General features: G+C 68.6%; 14 protein-coding genes. 3 read left to right on the top strand and 11 right to left on the bottom strand.

All coding sequences use genetic code 11. The features are described 5' to 3' along the window. Nucleotides 1–50: 50 nt before the first annotated feature. The 5 genes from WYO_RS14535 to WYO_RS14515 form a co-directional block, all read right to left on the bottom strand. On the bottom strand, nt 51–344 hold the full coding sequence (locus tag WYO_RS14535; protein WP_007563693.1) for an aa3-type cytochrome c oxidase subunit IV: 294 nt from the start codon (nt 342–344) through the stop codon (nt 51–53). A gap of 123 nt (nt 345–467) precedes the next feature. Then, nucleotides 468–1829 (bottom strand): AarF/ABC1/UbiB kinase family protein, encoded by a 1362-nt coding sequence (locus WYO_RS14530; protein WP_007563691.1) that lies wholly within the window; start codon nt 1827–1829, stop codon nt 468–470. An 85-nt stretch (nt 1830–1914) separates the two neighbouring features. Then, the gene (locus tag WYO_RS14525; protein ID WP_007563689.1) at nt 1915–2322 is read right to left on the bottom strand and encodes a type II toxin-antitoxin system death-on-curing family toxin; all 408 of its coding nucleotides are present in this window, start codon (nt 2320–2322) and stop codon (nt 1915–1917) included. Beyond that, the gene (locus WYO_RS14520) at nt 2319–2543 is read right to left on the bottom strand and encodes an AbrB/MazE/SpoVT family DNA-binding domain-containing protein (RefSeq protein ID WP_039902970.1); all 225 of its coding nucleotides are present in this window, start codon (nt 2541–2543) and stop codon (nt 2319–2321) included. Before WYO_RS14520 ends, WYO_RS14525 begins: the two co-directional genes overlap by 4 nt. Nucleotides 2544–2603: 60 nt before the next feature. Continuing rightward, nucleotides 2604–4475, bottom strand: coding sequence for a M3 family oligoendopeptidase (locus WYO_RS14515; protein ID WP_007563683.1), 1872 nt, complete (start codon nt 4473–4475; stop codon nt 2604–2606). Nucleotides 4476–4722: 247 nt separating this feature from the next. Between WYO_RS14515 and WYO_RS14510 the strand changes: the two genes are divergently transcribed. From WYO_RS14510 to WYO_RS14500, 3 genes are all read left to right on the top strand, one after another. Continuing rightward, on the top strand, nt 4723–6207 hold the full coding sequence (locus WYO_RS14510) for a sigma-54 dependent transcriptional regulator (protein WP_007563681.1): 1485 nt from the start codon (nt 4723–4725) through the stop codon (nt 6205–6207). Between the two features lie 241 nt (nt 6208–6448). After that, on the top strand, nt 6449–8482 hold the full coding sequence (locus WYO_RS14505; protein WP_007563678.1) for a L,D-transpeptidase family protein: 2034 nt from the start codon (nt 6449–6451) through the stop codon (nt 8480–8482). Nucleotides 8483–8676: 194 nt separating this feature from the next. Next, nucleotides 8677–10170 (top strand): DUF882 domain-containing protein, encoded by a 1494-nt coding sequence (locus WYO_RS14500; RefSeq protein ID WP_007563676.1) that lies wholly within the window; start codon nt 8677–8679, stop codon nt 10168–10170. A gap of 27 nt (nt 10171–10197) precedes the next feature. On the opposite strand, the gene WYO_RS14495 is transcribed toward WYO_RS14500, so the two are convergent. The 6 genes from WYO_RS14495 to pufL form a co-directional block, all read right to left on the bottom strand. Beyond that, nucleotides 10198–10449: a hypothetical protein gene (locus WYO_RS14495; protein ID WP_007563674.1), complete on the bottom strand. Its 252-nt coding sequence runs from the start codon at nt 10447–10449 to the stop codon at nt 10198–10200. A gap of 203 nt (nt 10450–10652) precedes the next feature. Beyond that, nucleotides 10653–13343 (bottom strand): pyruvate, phosphate dikinase, encoded by a 2691-nt coding sequence (ppdK, locus tag WYO_RS14490; protein WP_007563672.1) that lies wholly within the window; start codon nt 13341–13343, stop codon nt 10653–10655. Nucleotides 13344–13500: 157 nt separating this feature from the next. Continuing rightward, nucleotides 13501–13653, bottom strand: coding sequence for a DUF3096 domain-containing protein (locus tag WYO_RS29905; RefSeq protein WP_007563670.1), 153 nt, complete (start codon nt 13651–13653; stop codon nt 13501–13503). Between the two features lie 116 nt (nt 13654–13769). Then, nucleotides 13770–14891, bottom strand: a complete 1122-nt coding sequence (gene pufC, locus WYO_RS14485; RefSeq protein WP_007563668.1) for a photosynthetic reaction center cytochrome PufC — start codon at nt 14889–14891, stop codon at nt 13770–13772. Nucleotides 14892–14901: 10 nt separating this feature from the next. Further along, nucleotides 14902–15882, bottom strand: a complete 981-nt coding sequence (gene pufM / locus WYO_RS14480; RefSeq protein WP_007563666.1) for a photosynthetic reaction center subunit M — start codon at nt 15880–15882, stop codon at nt 14902–14904. 95 nt (nt 15883–15977) lie between these two features. Continuing rightward, complete coding sequence (gene pufL / locus WYO_RS14475) at nt 15978–16802, bottom strand: photosynthetic reaction center subunit L (RefSeq protein ID WP_007563664.1); 825 nt, start codon at nt 16800–16802, stop codon at nt 15978–15980. Between the last annotated feature and the right edge of the window lie 35 nt (nt 16803–16837).

Here is a 16837-nt window from a genome sequence, read left to right as displayed (position 1 = left end):
CAACCGCCTTTCAGGAGGAGGGCCCGGGGCGAGCGGCCGGTCCCGCGGCCTCAGGCGAAGGCGAGATAGAGGAAGAGCAGGATCCCGACCACGAGGGGGCCGCGCCAGCCGATGGCCGGGGCCAGGGCGCCGACGGCGCCGGCCGCACCCGATACGATCACGCTGAGAATCGCGAGCAGCCAGGCTTCGCGGATACCGCCCACGGCCAGCGCCAGGACCCAGCAAATGACGACGCCCGTGCCGATCTCGACGAAGCGAACGAAGCCGCGGTAGGTCTGCTCGTGGGTGTTGGCGTCCATCGCCGGGCTGTAGGTGTGCCCGGCCACCGTCTCACTGTCGGCCATCGTGCGCTCGTTTCCCTTGGATGCGACTTCTTGTGGTCACCCCGGGATGTAGCTCAAGCGTTTTCCTGCCGCAATCGGACGCACGCAAGTTGATCGCCCTCTCGGTGGACTTCCGGGGGGCGATTACGCCGGTTTCGGCAATCCGGCCTGGGCCAGGATCTGGCTTTGCCGCTCGCCGAGAGTCTCCAGCGAAAAGTGCTCGATTTCGGCCTCGAACAGGCGGTGGTAGTTCAGCTCCGAGCGCAGGTGCAGGAACACGGCGCCGAGGCCGACGGCGGCGCGATCCATGAACACGAATTCCTGCGGCACGGTCACCGGGCCGCGCTCCTTGAGCGCCTGGTGCACCTGGAACGCCTGGCGCCGGCCATATTCACCGGGCTTGACCCCGTCCGCCACGGTGCGGGTGCGATCCTCCAGGAGCGGCCCGTAGATGAAGCGCGCCCAGATGTTCAGGATCTCGATCTTCTCCTTGTCGAGATTCTTGAAGCCCCAGACCTCGTAGGCATGGACGATTCGGGCCGCGTCTTCCTCCAGCAGGCCGCGATACAGGTCGACCACGCCGCCGACGAAGCGCGGATGGAAGATCCGCACGCAGCCGTAATCCAGCAGGTTGATGCCGGCCGCCTCGCCGCCCTCCGAGAAGACGGTGTAGTTGCCGAGATGCGGGTCGCCGTGGATGACGGCGGCGCGGCTGAACGGGTGCCACCACGCCTTGAACATCGCCTGCGCGATGCGGTTGCGCACCTCCACCGGCTCCTCGGCGAAGCCCAGGATCTTGTCGCCGTCGAGCCAGCCGAGGGTCAGCAGGCGCTTGGTCGACAGATCGGGAAAGACCCGCGGCACCCGCACCGCATCGATATCCTTGAGCACCTCGCCGTAGAGGCTCGCATGCTTGGCCTCGCGCTCGTAATCCAGCTCCTCGCGCACCCGCGCGCCGATCTCCTTGGCGATCTCACGGGTGTCGAGCCAGCTGTTCATCCGGCGATGAAGCGCGAAGGCGATCTCCAGCTGCTTGAGGTCGGCCTCCACGGCCGATTGCATGTCCGGGTACTGGAGCTTGCACGCCAGCCGCTCGCCCTCCTTGGTGGAGGCGCGATGGACCTGGCCGAGCGAGGCCGCGGCGGCGGGTTTCAGGTCGAAGCTGCCGAACCGGCCCTGCCAGCCCAGTCCCAACTCGGATTGCATCCGCCGCTTGACGAAGGCCGCGCCCATGGGCGGCGCATCGGCCTGCAGCTTCTGGAGCTCGGCGGCATATTCAGGCGGCAGCAGGTCCGGGATCGTGGCGAGCAGCTGCGCCACCTTCATGATCGGCCCTTTCAGCCCGCCGAGCGCCTGCGCCAGGGCGGCGGCGCTGGTCGTGCCCTCCTTGCCGAACAGCCGGGACATGGCCATGCGGGCGGCGACGCCGCCGACATTGGCGCCCACGCTGGCGTAGCGCCCCGCGCGCGCGGAGAAGCGATTGGCTTCGCGATCGGTCTCGGCCATTGTCCAGGATCTTCCTCGATGCTGGTCCGGACATAAGCGTCTGCGGTCGGCGTACCAGACCGCCGGGTCGCTGCGCCGCGGCGGCTCAGCCGGCGGGCCAGTTGTCCCGGACCCACCGGGTCAGGCCGGATTCGTCGATCTCGCCGGCGGCGAGGCCACCTATCATCACAACGGCTTCAGCCTCGTCGACCAAGAAATCGATATCGTTGAGCCCGAGAAACGTCACGAGCGCCAAGAGCGCAGCCCGTTTGTTACCGTCGATGAACGGATGGTTTTTGGCGATGCCGAAGGCATAGGCAGCCGCGAGTTCGGCAAGGTCAATATGAGCGCTGTCCTCGGCAGAGGCCGCGCGATTGACGAATCGGCCCAGCGCTGATTCGAGGGCGCCTTCGTCGGGTAGGCTGGCCGGGCCGCCGAATTGCTTCCACTGCAGCGCATGAATCGCCGTCACGAGATCGCTCGTGAGCCAGACGATCCGACGATCGGCTGTCATTTGGCGAGTTCCGACAGGGCGTTACGATAGGTCTTCATCGCCTTCTCGGCGACCTTCATCCCCTTCTCGAAGGTCGGGTCGTAGGGCGACAACCGCACGGACCCATCGGCATTCTCGGTGACGTAGAGCCAATCGCCTTGCGCGAGATTGAGCTTCGCCAGGAAATCCTTCGGTAGGATCAGACCGGTCGAATTGCCGACGCGTTTGACCTCGAGCTTCATGGTCGCCTCCGTGATGTTATACTTTGTGTATAACATCACGGAGGCCAGCTCGGAAGTCGGTCAGCCCTGGCCTTCCATCCCCTCCAGCTCGACGATCATCCCCTCGATCATCCCGAGGCCGATCTGCCAGAAGCCCGGGTCCTTCGCGTCGAGCCCGAACGGGGCGAGCAACTCCCCGTAGGGCTTCGAGCCGCCCGCCGCGAGCAGGGCGAAGTAGCGATCGACGAAGCCCGGCTCCGCCTGCGCGTAGACACCGTAGAGCGAGTTCACCAGGCAATCGCCGAACGCATAGGCGTAGACGTAGAACGGCGAGTGGATGAAGTGCGGGATATAGGCCCAGAACGGCTCGTAACCCGCATCCAGCGTGATGGCCGGCCCCAGGGATTCGGCCTGGACCGAGAGCCACAGGGCGTTGATCTGGTCGCTGGTCAACTCACCCTTGGCGCGGGCCAGGTGGACCTTCCGTTCGAACGAGTAGAACGCGATCTGGCGCACCACCGTGTTGATCATGTCCTCGACTTTGGCGGCGAGCATGGCCCGGCGCTGGGTCGTGTCCGTGGTCGCCGCGAGCAGCTTGCGGAAGGTCAGCATCTCGCCGAACACGCTGGCGGTCTCGGCCAGGGTCAGAGGCGTCGGCGCCATCAGGGCGCCGTTCGGTCCGGCCAGCACCTGGTGGACGCCGTGGCCCAGCTCGTGGGCGAGCGTCATCACGTCCCGCGGCTTGCCCTGGTAATTGACCAGCACGTAGGGATGGACCGACGGCACGGTCGGGTGCGCGAAGGCGCCCGGCGCCTTGCCGGGCCGGGTCGGCGCGTCGATCCAGCTCTCGTCGAAGAAGCGCTTCGCGATGCCGGCCATCTTCGGCGAGAAGGCATCGTAGGCCGACAGGACCGTATCGCGCGCCTCGGTCCAGGGAATGGTGCGCTGCTCGACCTTCGGCAGCGGCGCGTTCCTATCCCAGTAGGGCAGCGCGTCCTGCCCGAACCATTTCGCCTTCAGCCGGTAATAGCGGTGCGAGAGCCGCGGATAGGCCTCCCGCACGGCATCGACCAGGGCCGCCACCACCTCCGGCTCGACCCGGTTGGCGAGATGGCGCGCGTCGGCGACATCCTTGAAGCCGCGCCAGCGGTCCGAGATTTCCTTGTCCTTGGCCAGGGTGTTGGTGATCAGCGTGAACACGCGCAGATTGCTGCGTAGAACCTCGCTGATCGCCCCGGCCGCCTCCTTGCGGACGGCGCCGTCCGGGTCCTGCAGCTTGTTCAGGGTCGGCTCGAGGGGCATCTGCTCGCCCTGGACCGTGAAGCGTAAGCCCGCGATCGTCTCGTTGAACAGCCGGTCCCAGGCCGCGTTCGCGGTGACGGATTTTTCGAGGAACAGCTTCTCGGTGCGGTCGTCGAGCTGATGGGGCTTCTCGCGGCGCAGGTCCTCGATCCAGGGCGCGTAATGGGCAAGCGGTCCCTGGGCCATCGCCGCATCCATCACGGCGTCGTCGATCCGGTTCAGCTCGAGGGCGAAGAACAGCAGGTCGGCCGAGGCGTCGGTCAGGCGCTCGCGGGTGTCGCCGTAGAACTTGGCCCGGGCCTCGTCCGTGGTGTCCCCGGAATAGACCAGACCGGCGAACGACATCAGCTTGCCGAGCAGATCCTCGATCCCCTCATAGGCGCGGACCGCCTCGGCGAGACGCTCCGACGCGTCCGGCGCGGCGGCCAGCGCGGCGATGCGGCCGGCATAGGTCTCGGAGAAGCGCCGGCATTCCTCCTCGGCCCGGGTCATGTCGGCGGCAAATTCCGGCGCCTCGATGCCGGGATAGAGGTCGGACAGATCCCATTCCGGAAGATGGCCGAGGTCGACGGCCTTGGCTGCGGCGCGTGCGGCGCTCACGCCCTCCGGCAGACGGACGTTCACCGGCGAAGCGGTGGTGCTCGGCATCATGTCTCGCGATCCTTTTGGGGGGTGTCAGACCCGTACCCTGATATCGAGCGCGCGGCCACGCGTTCAACGTGGCCGGTCGCCCGGACGCATCCGGCGCGGTGACGAGACGGCGCAAACGTCGTTAAGCGCCACTTTACGTCTCTGGGTCACCCTACGGTTCGAAACGAAACACTCGCCGACTCAGGCGGTGCGGCGCGGGCCGGTCCCGGGCCGTATCCGGGCCTGACGCGCCGTTCAGGGAGCCGCCATGTCCACCACAATCCTCATCGTGGACGACGATCCGGTTCAGCGTCGCCTCGCCGAGGCGGCGGTGCGCCGGTTCGGCTTCAACGCGCGGGTTGTGGAGACCGGGGCGGAGGCCCTGACGGTGCTGAAGACCGAGGGCGCGGACGTGGTGCTTCTCGATCTCGTGATGCCGGGGCTCGACGGGCTCGGGGTGCTGGCCGAGATGCGCAGCGGCGGCCTCGACACCCCGGTGATCGTCCAGACCTCGAACGGCTCGATCGACGCCGTGGTCACCGCCATGCGGGCGGGAGCCGTCGATTTCGTGGTCAAGCCGGCCGGCGCCGAGCGCCTGCAGGTCTCGATCAAGAACGCGCTGCGGGTCGACGTGCTGGAGGAGGAGGTGCGCCGCATGCGCCGCCGCGCCTCCGGGGCGCTGACCTTCAAGGACCTGACCTCCAAGAGCCCGGACATGGAGCGGGTCATCCGCCTCGCCGAGCGGGCGGCCAAATCCAACATCCCGGTGCTGATCGAGGGCGAGTCCGGCGTCGGCAAGGAGGTGCTGGCGCGCGCGATCCAGGGCTCGGGCGACCGGCGCGGCAAGCCGTTCGTCACGGTCAATTGCGGGGCGATCCCTGAGAACCTCGTCGAGTCGACCCTGTTCGGCCACGAGAAGGGGGCGTTCACCGGCGCCACCGAGAAACACGCGGGCAAGTTCGTCGAGGCCTCGGGCGGCACCCTGTTCCTCGACGAGATCGGCGAGCTGCCCCTCGACGCCCAGGTGAAGCTGCTGCGCGCGCTCCAGGAGGGCGAGGTCGATCCGGTCGGCGGCAAGCGCTCGGTCCGGGTCGATATCCGGCTGATCTCGGCCACGAACCGCTCGCTCCTCGACCTCGTGAAGGAAGGCAAGTTCCGCGAGGACCTATATTATCGTCTCAACGTCTTCCCCATGACCCTGCCGCCCCTGCGCGCCCGCCGGGAGGACATCCCGGATCTGGTGCGCTCCTTCTGCGCCCGGTTCTCCGCCGAGGAAGGCAAGCGGGTGCGGGCGATCGCCCCGGAGGCGATGGCCCTGCTGACGCGCTATCCCTGGCCGGGCAATGTCCGCCAGCTGGAGAACGCGCTGTTCCGCGCCGTCGTGCTCGCCGATTGCGACGAGCTGACCGTGGCCGAGTTTCCGCAGATCGCCGCCCAGGTCGAAGGCTTCGATGTCCGCATTCCGGCGGCGCCCACCCAACCGCAGATGCCGGCCTACGCACCGGAGCCGGTGCGCGAGATCGTCCGCGTCGAGGTTCGCGATCCCCACGCCATGTCGCTGGTCACCGAGGAGACCGGCGAGATGAAGACCATGGATGTGCTGGAAGCGGAGATCATCCGCTTCGCGCTGCAATTCTACCGGCAACGCATGTCGGAGGTGTCGCGCCGCCTCGGAATCGGCCGATCCACCCTCTACCGCAAGCTGAAGGACCTCGGTCTGGAGGGCGACGAGAAGACCGAGGACGCCGCCTGAGCGGCCGGGTGTGCTAGCGCACCGTGCCGTTCGGGACGCGATGGCGTTCGGAACACCTGTGCGGATCTGCGGATCTCGCGGACACGACCAATCCATTACGCTTCGTGTGGCATTTCCATGAGATGTCACATCATCAGAACTGAATTTTACCTGACGAAGACTGCAGTTGCTCAACGCCACGCTTGAGCGGATAATCACAATCTGAGCGTGCGGCTCTGCCGCCGCGTCCCGGGAGATCACGATGCGCGTCCCGCGCTCCAGCCTCGTCGCGCTGGCCGCCCTTATGACCGGAACGCTGGCCTCGGCAGGCGCGCTCAGCGCCGAAACGGCGGCGCTCGATCCGGCGACCCTCGGCACCCCGGCGAGCCCGCCCGAGCCGGCGCCTGTACCGGCCTCGCAGCCGGCTCCGCACCCGGAGCCGGCCGGGGCCGATCCGGTCTCGACCGCGCTGCCCGACTACAAGCCCGAGGCGCCGAAGGCCGAGCCGGCCCCGGCCCCGGTGGCGACGACACCGGTCGTTCCCACCGATCCCCTGGCCGCGGCCGTCTTGGCGCGGTTCGGCGAATCCGCGCCGCTGCTGCTGCGGCTCACCGGCAAGGACCGCGACGGGATCCGGGCCTTCTATGAGGCCCGCGCCTACAAGCCGCTCTGGATCGCCGACGGGGCTTGGACGGAAGCCGCCAAATCGGTTTCGGCGCGCCTGGCCGCCGCCGGCGAGGATGGGCTCGACGCCCGGGCCTATGCGGTCCCGAACCTCGCCGAGAAACCCGACGAGAAGGCGGTGGCCGATGCCGATCTCCGCTTCTCGGCGGCGGCCCTGGTCTACGCCCGGGACGCCCGCGGCGGCCGGATCAACCTCGCGTCGATCTCCCGTCTCATCACCCCGCAGCTCGACCTGCCGACCGCCGACGCGGTTCTGAGCAAGCTCTCCGATGCCGGCGCGAAGGCGGGCGACGCCTTGCAGGGCTACAACCCGGCCACGGCCGGCTATCTGGCCCTCAAGGCGCGGCTCGCGAGCTTGCGCGGGCCGGCGCCTGCCGCCGCCGTGAAGCCCCTGCGCCTGCCCCCGGGTCCCGCGCTGCGGGTGGGCATGCGCGATCCGCGCGTGCCGCTGCTGCGCGCGCATTTCGGCCTCGAGACGCGCCCGGCCGGCACCTTCGACCGCCCGCCGGGCGAGCCGGAGGAATACGATTCCGTCGTCTCCGACGCGATCGCCAAGTTCCAGCGCGGCCGCGGTCTGCCCGGAAACGGCGTGCTCAACGTCCAGACCGTCCTGGCCCTCGCCGATGCCGGCCGCCCGGCGCGGGCGAGCGGCAGCGAGGCCGAGCTGATCGTCAACATGGAACGCTGGCGCTGGCTGCCGGGAGACCTCGGATCGGACTACATCCTGGTCAACGTCCCGGAATACCGCCTGCGCGCCTATCGCGGCGGCAGCCTGCGCGACGAGGCCCGGGTGATCGTCGGCAAGCCGGAATCGCGCACGCCGCTCTTCTCGGGGCTGATGGAATACGCGGTGGTCAACCCGTCCTGGTACGTGCCGCCCTCCATCCTCAAGACCATGGCGCCGAAGCTCGCGGGCTACGGCGGCAAGACCTGGGGCGGCTACGAGGTGGTGCGTCGCGGCGGCCATGTCTCTCTGCGCCAGCCGCCGGGGGAGCGCAACGCGCTCGGCTTCATCAAGTTCATGTTCCCGAACCAGCACGCGGTGTACCTGCACGATACGCCGAACCGCTCGCTGTTCTCGGCGGCCAAGCGGGACTTCAGCCATGGCTGCGTCCGCGTCGACGATCCGTTCCGTCTGGCCGACGCGGTCCTGCCGGACTGGTCCGAGGCGCGCCTGAAGAAGCTGATCGGCAAGGGCGAGCGCACGATCCGGCTGCCGGCCAAGCTGCCGGTGCACCTCGCTTATTTCACCGCCTACGTGGACGATGGCGGCACGTTCCGCACCCTGCCGGACCTCTACGGCTACGACGCCCCGATGCGCGCCGCGCTCGGCCTGCCCGGCGGTGGCGGACCGGCGATCGCCAAGCTCCCGGAGGAGAAGGCACGCCGCAAGCCCGAGGCCGCGCCGGTGGCCCAGGCTCGTCCGGCGCCCCGCCGCGAGGCCGCACGTCCCCGCCGCTACGCCGAGCCGGAGCCGAGCGCGCGCTACGACGATTACGACTCGCCGGGTCGTCACGTCCGCCGGGCGGCCCGCGCCGACAGCGCGCCGGAATACGGCGAGCCCGGCCTGTGGACGCCCGCGCCGGCGCCGGTCTCGCGGGGCTGGTGGTAGGTTCACTCCAAGCCTCCGCCCTCAACTCTCGGGTGCGCAGGCGCACAGCCGGGCACGATTTTGCCACGGTCCAGCCTTAGCCGTTTCCCTCGCACATTCGGCGAAGGGACATGGCTTCGGCCCCGCGGGCCGACCGCCTCGACCGCATATCCGCCGCATGCCCTTCGCGGGTTCGGGAGAGGATCAGGACCATCGTGCCGAGCCTGCGCAGAACCGCCCGACACCTCGTCCTCGCCCTGTGCGGCGCGACGCTCGGCCTGATCGCCGGCGCGGCCGAGACCGAAAACGCGGTGGCCAACGGCGATACCCGCTCGCTCACGATCTTCCACACGCACACCAAGGAGAGCGCGACCATCACGTTCAAGCGCGATGGTCGCTACGACCGTGCGGCGCTCGAGCAGCTGAACTGGCTGCTGCGCGATTGGCGGGTGAACGAGCCGATCAAGATGGATCCGCGCCTGTTCGACACGGTCTGGGAAGCCTACCGGCAGGTCGGCGCGACCCAGCCGATCCACGTGGTCTCGGCCTATCGCTCGCCCGGCACCAACGCGATGCTGCGGCGGCGGTCGCGGATGGTCGCCGAGTTCAGCCAGCACATGCTCGGCAAGGCGATGGACTTCTATCTGCCTGAGGTCTCGATCGACCGGATCCGCGAGGTCGGGCTCCAGATGCAGCGCGGCGGCGTGGGCTGGTACCCGCATGCCGGCACGCCCTTCGTCCATCTCGACGTCGGCTCGGTGCGGATGTGGCCGCGCATGACCCACGACCAGCTCGCCCGCCTGTTCCCGGACGGAAAGACGGTCCACCTGGCGAGCGACAACCGCCCCTTCCCTCGCTACGAAGAGGCGAAGGCCGAGATCCTGGCCCGGGGCGGCACCGTGGCCGGCCTCACCACCCAGATGGCGAGCGGCGAGGAGGAGGACGGGCCCGGCCTGTTCGGGTTCCTGGCGAGCCTGTTCGGCGGCGGCTCCTCGGCGCCCGAGCCGGCCGCGGCACCGCCGCCAGCGCCGGTGGCGAAGCGCGGCCGGCAGGCCCCCGTGGTCGCCGTGGCGAGCGCCGATCCGCAGGATCCGGTCGGCACCCGCGCCGCCCTGGCCTACGCGGCGCCGACCGCCGACGACACGCTGCGCAACACCCTCGCCCGCCCCGATCAGGCCAATGCCGGAGCGAGCCAGCCGGTCGACGCGCGCGCCCTGCTCACCGTCGAGAAGCCCGCCGCGGACGAGGTCGCGTCCGCCGTCCTGGCGCCCCTGCCGCCCCGTCGGCCCTCCGATTTCAGCGCGGTCGCGGCCGCCGCCATCACCATGCCGCTGCCGCCGCCGCGTCCGGTCCAGTTCGCCGCGCTCGATGGCGGGATGGCCAACCTGGCCGCGCCGGGCGCAGGCCGCGCGCTCATCCGCGACGTGCCTGCCGAGCCGGCGCCGCGGCGGCCACTGGTGGCGGCCGACGCCGACGCGAAAGCGCAATTGCGCTCGCTGTTCGAGGCCGCCTCCGCCGGCCCTGTGGCGGCTCCGGCCGGCCGGGGCGTGCCGGTACGGGTCGCGGCCACCCGCATCCGCGAAGCGGCCCCGGACGCGGTCGTGGCGGCGAAGCCCGGACCGGTCGCGACCCGGTTCAGCGCGAAGAGCCCCGGCGACGAGCTCACCGCTGCGCGCTTCACCGGCTCGGCGACGCGCGGGACGCGCTGAAGCGTCGACGGTGGGACGGGGCGGCGCTTACCGAAGCGGCTTGGACAGGTTGATCGCCAGGGCGGAGACCAGGGTCGCGGCGTAGCCGTCATCCTGCGTGTCGGCGATGCGCTCGGCCTCGCCACCGCTATTGGCCGCCACCGACATCATCAGCATCACGGCGGTCACCATCGCGCCGAGGCCCGCGACCGTCGCGAGATAGGCCCGCACGGCGGCGCGCGGAACGGGGGCCGCGTTGGCGGTGCCGGCATAGAGCGGAGCGGAGCTGCGTGGAATCATGGCCGGTGATTCTGGCGCCTGACGCTGGGCCCGGGACGGAGCGATGGGCACCGCACGCCGCCTGTCGGCTCGATCAATAAACGTGCAGCTGTGGACCGAGTTCAACCGTCGACAGCAATTATCAACGGCCTTTCGTCTGGGCTTGGTTGATCGCCGGTATCGGGGGCGGGAAACCGCCCCCGATACCCGTGCATCCGGTCGGCTCAGCCTTCCTTGCCGAGCACCTTGCCGAGCGCGGCCTGGGCCGCGGCGAGGCGGGCGATCGGCACGCGGTAGGGCGAGCAGGAGACGTAATCGAGCCCGACCTCCTGGCAGAACCCGATCGAGGCCGGGTCGCCGCCATGCTCACCGCAGATGCCGAGCTTGATGTCCGGACGCGTGGCGCGGCCGCGCTCGACGCCGATGCGGACCAGCTCACCCACGCCCTCCTGATCGATGGTGATGAACGGGTCGGCCGCCAGGATGCCCTTCTGGGTGTAGGGACCCAGGAAGGTCGCCGCGTCGTCACGGGAGATGCCGAGCGCCGTCTGTGTGAGGTCGTTGGTGCCGAACGAGAAGAACTCGGCGGTCTGCGCGATCTCGCCGGCCTTCAGCGCCGCCCGCGGCAGCTCGATCATGGTGCCGACCTGGTAATTCAGGGTGGCGCCCTTCTCCTCGGACACCGCCTTGGCCATGGCGTCGATCCGCGCCTTCACGATGTCGAACTCGGTGCGGGTGAAGACCAGCGGCACCATCACCTCGGGGGTGACCGGGCTGCCGGTATCGGCGGCGGCCTGGACGGCGGCCTCGAAGATCGCCCGGGCCTGCATCTCGGCGATCTCCGGGAAGGCGATCGCCAGGCGGCAGCCGCGGAAGCCGAGCATCGGGTTGTGCTCGGACAATTCCCGCATCCGGTGGCGGATCTTGTCCTCCGAGACGCCGGTGGCCTTCACGACCTCGGCCACCTCGGCATCGGTGTGCGGCAGGAACTCGTGCAGCGGCGGATCGAGCAGGCGGATCGTCACCGGAAGGCCGGACATGATCGTGAACAGCTCGACGAAGTCCTGCCGCTGATAGGGCAGGATCTTCGCCAGCGCCGCGCGGCGGCCCTCGGCGTCGTCGGCCAGGATCATCTCGCGGACCGCGATGATGCGGTCACCCTCGAAGAACATGTGCTCGGTGCGGCACAGGCCGATGCCCTCGGCGCCGAAATTCCGCGCGGTGCGGGCGTCGGTCGGGGTGTCGGCGTTGGCCCGCACCTTCATGCCGCGGAACTGGTCGGCCCATTCCATCAGCGTCGCGAAGTCGCCCGACAGCTCGGGCTCGAGCATCTTCACCTCGCCCTGAATCACCTGGCCCGTCGAGCCGTCGATGGTGATCCGGTCGCCCGCCTTCAGGGTGGCGTCGCCGACCTTAAGGGTCTGCGCCTTGTAGTCGATCCGGATCGAGCCGACGCCGGAGACGCAGGGCTTGCCCATGCCGCGGGCGACCACGGCCGCGTGGCTGGTCATGCCGCCGCGGGTGGTCAGGATGCCCTCGGCGGCGTGCATGCCGTGGATGTCTTCGGGCGAGGTCTCGATCCGCACCAGGATGCACTTGCGCTCGGCCTTGCGCAGCGCCTCGGCATCCTCGGAGTTGAACACGATCTCGCCGGTCGCCGCCCCCGGGGAGGCCGGGAGTCCGGAGGCGATGACCTTGCGGTCTGCCTTCGGGTCGATCGTCGGGTGCAGGAGCTGGTCGAGAGCCGAGGGCTCGACCCGGCCGATCGCCTCCTCGCGGGAGATCAGCCCCTCGCCGGCCAGATCCACGGCGATGCGCAGGGCCGCCTTGGCCGTGCGCTTGCCGTTGCGGGTCTGGAGCATCCAGAGCTTACCCTTCTCGATGGTGAACTCCATGTCCTGCATGTCGCGGTAATGCGCTTCCAGGATCCCGTAGATCCGGGTCAGCTCCGCGTAGCTCTCGGGCATGGCCTTCTCCATGGAAGGCTTGTCGCTCTCGGCCTCGATCCGGGCCTTTTCCGTGATGTTCTGCGGCGTGCGGATACCCGCCACCACGTCCTCGCCCTGGGCGTTGATCAGGAACTCGCCGTAGAGCGCCTTCTCGCCGGTGGAGGGGTTGCGGGTGAAGGCGACGCCGGTCGCCGACGTGTCGCCCATATTGCCGAACACCATGGCCTGGACGTTGACGGCCGTGCCCCAGCTTTCCGGGATGCTGTTCAACTCGCGGTACTTTTTGGCCCGCGGGATCATCCAGGAATTGAACACGGCGCTGATCGCGCCCCAGAGCTGGTCTTCGGCCCCTTGCGGGAAGTCCGAGCCGTGCTCGTCGCGGACGATCTTCTTGTAGGTCTGGATCAGGGTCTTCCAATCCTCGGCCCCGAGCTCGGTGTCGAGGTCGTAGCCCTTGCCTTCCTTGTAGTGCTCCAGCGCCTCCTCGAAGGCGTGGTGCTCAACGCCCAGCACCACGTTCGAGTACATGGTGATGAAGCGGCGGTAGGAATCGTAGGCGAAGCGCTCGTCGTCGGCCTCCTTGGCCAGCGCCAGAACCGTCTGGTCGTTGAGGCCGAGGTTCAGCACCGTATCCATCATGCCCGGCATCGACGCCCGGGCGCCCGAGCGGACCGAGACCAGCAGCGGATTCGACGCGTCGCCGAACTTGCGGCCAGTGAGGTTGCCGATCTGGGTCAGCGCGGCGGCGACCTGGTCCTTCAGCTCCGGCGGGTAGGCCTTGCCGTGATCGTAATAGTAGGTGCAGACCTCGGTGGTGATGGTGAAGCCGGGCGGCACCGGAAGGCCGAGGTTGCACATCTCGGCCAGGTTGGCCCCCTTGCCGCCGAGGAGGTCGCGCATCTGCGACTTGCCCTCCGCTTTGCCGTCGCCGAAGGCATAGACCCACTTCGCGCTGCCGGTCGCCATATCGAACCCGTCCGTATCTGATGCCCGGCACAGGCCGAGCTGATGGGCGCGGGTTGGACCATCCCGCAACGCAACGCAAGATGAACGCATTGCGGGCTTGTGCGCACGCGGCTGACGCGCAGCGCAGTCTGTCAGGATTCGCGCCGGTGAAACGACTTTAGGTAAGGCCGCGCAGCAGCCCGAGACCGATCACGCCGACCACGATCAGGTAGATCGCCACGATGTAGTTGAGCAGACGGGGCGCGATCAGGATCAGGATCCCGGCCAGGATCGCGATGAGCGGCTGCAGGTTCGAGATGGTGATGGTCACGGGCGCCTCCAGGGCCGAGCTCGGCCGTTGACGGTCGACGCCCGTATCGTATCGCGGTTCCCTGTAGCTGGCGCATGACGAAGCGCCGGATCACTCCGGCGCTTCGCAGAATCACCTTACGGCTTCGATGGCTTCGACGGCTTGAGGGCCGGCATGGTGGTGCCGGGGATCGGATCCTTCGCCTCGCCGGTGGGCAGGCTCGCCTCGATGGTCGGGTTTGCGAGCTCCGGATAGGGGCCGATCACGTTCGCGCCGTTGAGCGGCTTGTTCGCGCCGTTGTGGCAGGTGGCGCAGTTGATTTTCGGCACGTCGCCCATCGCCCCGAGCCGGTTGCGCGGGAAGGTCGAGGTGAGCGGCTCCATGAAGTCCTGGTTCAGGTCCCGCACCATGCGGATGCCGTACCAGGCATGGACCCGGTTGGGCGTGCTGGTATCCCATTGCGCCACCGACCGGGTGTTGTGGCAGAAGGTGCAGTTCACCCCGAGCGATTGCGACATGCTGATCATGATCGCGAAGGTCTTCTCCGCATCCTGGATCGGCTTGCCCTTGGTCTCGGGCAGCACCGTGGTCGCGTTGACCCGCACCGCGTCCTCCGGCGTGTCCTTGTGCTGGTAGAAGGCCTGGTAGACGTCGTAGGGCAGCGAGGTGTTGCCGACCTCCGCGGACGCCACGTTCTGGCTGTTGTTGCGCGGGATGAACCGGCCCTCACCCTGGATGGGCCGGTCGAACCAGATGTTGGCCGGCACCGGATTGCCCCGGTGGCAGGTGTAGCAGGTCACGCCCGCCTCGTGGACGTGGTTCTCCTTCCAGGACGCGTTGATCGTCTGGGTCATCTGCAGCATCCGCCGGGCGACCCGCTTCTGGTACAGCTCGTCGGAGGCCATGTTCTCGGTGCTGTGGCAGTAGGTGCAGCCCTGCTGGGGCGCCACCCACTCGGTGATCGACACCATCAGCCGGTTGAACTGCTCGGCCGAGAGGTCTCCCAGAACCTGCACGTTCTCGTAGACCGCCGAGGCCTTCTCGCCGCCGGCCTCGGCCGGGTCGGCGGGGGCCGGGGCAACGTTGGCCGCCGCCAGCGCCGCGTTGCCGGACCGGGTCCGGATCAGGTCCATGCCGGTGCCGCGGAAGCCGGTCTGCTTGGCCGCCATGGGGGGATGGGTCCAGCCCGCGCCCCCGAACATCGCGATGGTGAGGAACAGGGCGAGCGCCCCGCCGACCACCGCCAGAATCGTCTTCATGACGGCCTCCTCACGGCTTCATGCCGGGTGCGAGATGGGCGGGGTCGACGATCGGGCCGTAGACCTGCGGATAGGACGGGGCGACGCCGTGCTTGACCGCCCAGAGGTACCAGTTGTCGACCACGGTGCCGGTGAGCAGGATGCCGATGCCGCCGGTCAGCGTCGTGAGCACCGCGAACCACCAGGCCCAGCGGTGGATGGATTCCATCGTGGCGTTGAAGCCCATGGTCCAGCGCCAGAACAGGGCGGCGCGCTCGGTGGCGGTGCCGCGGTCGACGATCTGGTCGATCTCGCGGTCGGCGCCGTAGCGCGAGCAGGCCAGGATGGTGCCCCCGTGCATCGCGAACAGCAGCGTCGATCCGTACAGGAACGTGATCGAGAGCATGTGGAACGGGTTGTAGAACAGGTTGCCGTAGCGGAGGGAGAACGCCGCGGTCCAATCGAGATGCGGGAAGATGCCGAACGGCACGGCCTCCGACCACGAGCCCATCATCAGCGGCCGGATGAAGCCGAGGACGAGGTAGAGCCAGATCGCCGACGCGAAGGCCCATGGCACGTGGGTGCCCAGCCCGAGCGCCCGGGCCCGGCGGTAGAGGTGGACCCACCAGAGCAGGATCGAGGCCGTCAGGAAGAAGCCGGCGATCAGCCACCAACCGCCCTCGTTGAGCGGCGGCAGGACCTTTAGCCCGTATTTCGGCAGGGGCGGCTCCAGGGCGAGCCAGGGCAATTGCCGGGCGAACTGCACCGGATCCCAGTTCACCGAGGCCCACATATTCAGCCCGATGATCTCGAAGGCAATCAGGCCGCAGACCATCGACAGGGCGGCGACGTAGCCGATGTAGATCGGGCCGACTTGGCTGTTGCCCAGCAGGCCGAACAGGTAGCTGTTGAACGGCCGGCCGACCCGGTCGTTCGAGCTCACCGGGATGCCGTGCTCCGGCTCCAGCGGGCGAACCTGAACCTGGGTGAAGATGTTCTGGTAATAGGCCATCGCCCGCCCTCCCCGCGGCGTGCCGCACGCGTCGTGCGGCGCCGGCTTGGATCATTGGTGTCGCTTCGCCCGATTCTCGGCGGGCGACGGGTGTCTCAGCGCCAGACCGGCAGGTTCAGCCACCAGCCCCACCATTGCGGCCAGCCCTGCGTCCAGAACGGCCCGCTGATCACGATGCAGACGGCGCTCCAGAAGCCCGCCGACAGGGCTAGGAACAGGCCGAGCCGGTGGATGCCGAGCGTGCCGATCGAGTAGCCGATCGTGTCGCGGAAGAAAGTGTCCTCGTGCTCGGGGGTCTTCACCGTCTCGCCCGGCTTCGGGTTGGTCGCCGAGAGGATCAGGCCGCCGTGCATCGCCAGCGCCAGAGTCGTCGTAAAGAAGAACGTCACGGCCAGCATGTGCGCCGGATTGTAGTGGAAGTGGAGGTATTGGTATCCGGTGTTCGACACCCAATCGAGGTGGCTGAGGATGCCGTACGGGAACCCGTAACCCCAGGCGCCCATCAGGAACGGCCGGATCACCACCAGGGTGAAATAGGCGAAGATCGCCACCCCGAAGGCGAAGGGCACATGGTAGCCGATGCCGAGCTTCCGGCAGATCTCGACCTCGCGCATCATCCACGACAGGAACGAGCCGAGCGCGCACATCGTGATGATCTGCCAGAGGCCGCCCTCCTTGAGCGGCGCGAGCTTCAGCCCGTAGGTGATGTCGGGGGGCGCGATATTGATCTGCCAGATGTTCCAGGTCGGCCCGATCGCGGCCCCGTAGATCACCAGCGCGGTGCCGAGCACGGTGAAGAACAGCCCGGTGACGCCGAAGAATCCGACGAAGAACGGTCCGACCCAGAAGTCGAACAGGTCGCCGCCGAGCAGCGTGCCGCCGCGGATCCTGTACTTTCGCTCGAAGCTCAGCATCGCCATGGCGGACACTCCTCAGCCCGGCCGGAACGGTTTGT

Origin of the sequence: Methylobacterium sp. GXF4 (genome assembly GCF_000272495.1) — a bacterium.
Taxonomy (GTDB): Bacteria; Pseudomonadota; Alphaproteobacteria; order Rhizobiales; family Beijerinckiaceae; genus Methylobacterium; species Methylobacterium brachiatum.
The sequence above is the reverse complement of the archived record's forward strand: the minus strand, read 5'-3'. Positions and strand labels throughout refer to the sequence as shown.